At 53.6% G+C, this 1548-nt stretch carries 1 pseudogene; it reads right to left on the bottom strand.

Going from position 1 to position 1548, the window contains the following annotated elements:
• Positions 1-134: 134 nt before the first annotated feature.
• Positions 135-1440: pseudogene (locus IDH45_RS33690) on the bottom strand (IS1380 family transposase).
• Positions 1441-1548 lie beyond the last annotated feature (108 nt).

The raw sequence follows: 1548 nt of genomic DNA, 5'->3' as shown, positions 1-1548 counted from the left end.
GAGGGGGTGTTTCTGAACTGTAAAAAGAAGGGCATTTCCCAGCGGGTTAGAACTCTTCTTCTGGAAAACGGACAGTTCTTCCCCCTCCCCAAGAAAGAGGCCATCTGTTTTTCCATGTTAAGTTTTGGAACTTTTCATTCCAACTGGGCGATCCGGCCCTCGATTCGCTTCCAGGCGTAGCGTCCGGCGAAGATTTGGACCAGTTTGAGCACCATAGAACGACTGTGCCGGATCAGGACGGCCGCACAATGAAAAAACTCTTTTCGGAATCGGGCGATCGTATAGCGTTGATGCACCGGCTCGCAGCAATCGTGCTTGAATCGTTCAAACAGGTTGTAGGCCAGCAGTTTGACGAGCAAATCCAATTCATTGGCTTGAAAATCGCCGGTGGCGATACGGTCGATGGAAAAGCCGCTCTTGGCTTCTTTGATGTAGTTCTCCATACAGCAGCGCTGGTTGTAGAAGCGCCATACATCAAGGGGCTCCCAGTCCAAGGGGGTCACCATCGCTTCGTACTGCCAGTCCGTGTCGAACACGATGCGGCCTTGACCCTCCTCCTCGAACATTTGCGCCTTGCGGATCACAGCGACCCGGCGTGCCTTTTCCCAGGTGGTCGCTTTGTAGATCAGGGTGATGCCTTCGATGATCCAATCCTCGTCAACATACCGCTTCCAGTAGCGGCAGGCTTGCACTTCCTTGGCTAGCCGCTCGGTCCATTTCAGCTTGCCGACATAGCCGATGCCCTTGCTCTCGAGCAGGGCATAGAATGCTTCGCCGCCGAAGCCTTTGTCGAATCGGGCGTACTTGACCTTACGGTCGCCGAGCAGGCCGAAGGGTCTGTTCCAGGAAGTCAACGGACTTGGTGGAAGAATGCGTATTGCCGGATCGGAGAACCGCGTTCAGATTCAAGCGGGTTTGCCCCTCAAAAGCCAACAACGGGTGATAGCTCTTCCGCCCCGGCTTGTGCGAGTTCGTTCCTTTTTCGGCGCCGCCCTGATCGCCGTATACCGTTTCTACGGTAGAGTCCAGATCCAAAATGAGATCGCGTGGCAAACAAGGTTGGATGATCGCTTGATTCAACGTTCGCAGTTCGGCCGGAAGCCCGGGGCACGACCGTCCAAGCCGAATCAATTCCTTGTACAGCAAACTGTGATGTGGGCAGCGTCCGCCCAGAAACCGAAGCAGCAGGGCGTCATGCTGCAGCGTACGGAAATGGAAAATACGCTGGCAGCCGAGCATCCAGCCAAGCAGCAGATACAGCAGAATGCGATGGATTGGAAAGAGGGCGTTGCGCGCTTTGCCGCCGGAAAGACCGCTCATGGCTTGCGCGAGCTTGATTTTTTCGAGATAGGCCAGAACGAGTTTTACGCCGCCAAAGCTCGTGGCGTTTTGCAATGAAAATTCGGTCTTGATTTTGCTGACGAGTGTGGTAGACTTCACCTAAAAGGTGCTCCTCTCTTTGGGTGATGTGTTCTAGACAAACACCATTCTACCAAAGATTTGGAGCCCTTTTCACGTTTTTAGAGAGTCGTACTTTCGAAATTTAGG

It is taken from the genome of Paenibacillus oceani, assembly GCF_014705615.1.
In the GTDB taxonomy this organism is placed as follows: domain Bacteria; phylum Bacillota; class Bacilli; order Paenibacillales; family NBRC-103111; genus Paenibacillus_AB; species Paenibacillus_AB oceani.
This window is presented reverse-complemented; position numbering and strand designations above follow the sequence as displayed.